The following is an 847-nucleotide window of genomic DNA, read 5'->3' as shown; positions in this document are numbered from 1 at the left end:
GTACCATAGCTGAGTGCAGGGAGTCAAGAAAAAATTCCTATCGCGAAAAGCCGCGGGTTCGGAACCTGATCTCTCGAGTTCCGCGATTTTCGATACGCAGGGATTGAGCTATCATCTGATTCTGGCGTGGCTCACGCCTCCTCCCTCCGCCGGGAAAGCATCATCCATGCAGGGCTCTCTCATCACCGAACCAACTGTTCGAGCGCTTGGCATAAGGAGGGGTTGCGAAAACGGCTCGCACCAGGAGGTTTGTCATGAAGCTGTCCGCGCCCATCTATCATCTGAAGCGTCAAGCCAGGCTGTTGTCCCGCGAGGCCAAAATTCCGCTCCACGAAGCGCTTGACCGTGTTGCAGTACGGGAAGGCTTCGCCAGTTGGAGCCTGCTTGCGGCCAAGGCAGCCGGGGCGGCGCCTGCCGGCACACTGTTTGCGCAACTTGCGCCCGGCGATCTGGTCCTGGTGGGTGCACGACCCGGCCACGGCAAGACGCTGATGAGTCTCGAACTGGCAATCGAAGCCATGAAGTCCGGCAGTCGGGGCGTGTTCTTCACGCTGGAGTATACGCAGCGGGATGTGCTCGACCGGTTTCGAGCCATCGGGGCAGACCCGGTGCAGTTCAACGACCGGTTCGTGTTCGACAATTCCGACGCCATCAGCGCCGACTATATCGTCAAGGCATTGGGCTCGGCGCCGCGCGGCACGCTGGTGGTGATCGACTACCTGCAACTGCTCGACCAAAAGCGGCAAAATCCGGAGCTGATGGCGCAGGTTCGCACGCTGAAAGCGTTTGCCGGCGACAGGGGATTGATCCTCGTCTTCATCTCGCAGATCGACCGGTCCTACGACCC

1 protein-coding gene is annotated in these 847 nt (G+C 60.1%); it reads left to right on the top strand.

Annotation, left to right across the window (positions count from 1 at the left end; genetic code table 11):
* Positions 1-254: 254 nt before the first annotated feature.
* On the top strand, positions 255-847 hold a 593-nt coding region (locus EN991_RS38100), incomplete at its 3' end, for a DNA helicase (protein WP_127370624.1).

The organism is Mesorhizobium sp. M7A.F.Ca.US.005.03.2.1 (assembly GCF_003997795.1).
Taxonomy (GTDB): domain Bacteria; phylum Pseudomonadota; class Alphaproteobacteria; order Rhizobiales; family Rhizobiaceae; genus Mesorhizobium; species Mesorhizobium ciceri.
The sequence above is the reverse complement of the archived record's forward strand: the minus strand, read 5'-3'. Positions and strand labels throughout refer to the sequence as shown.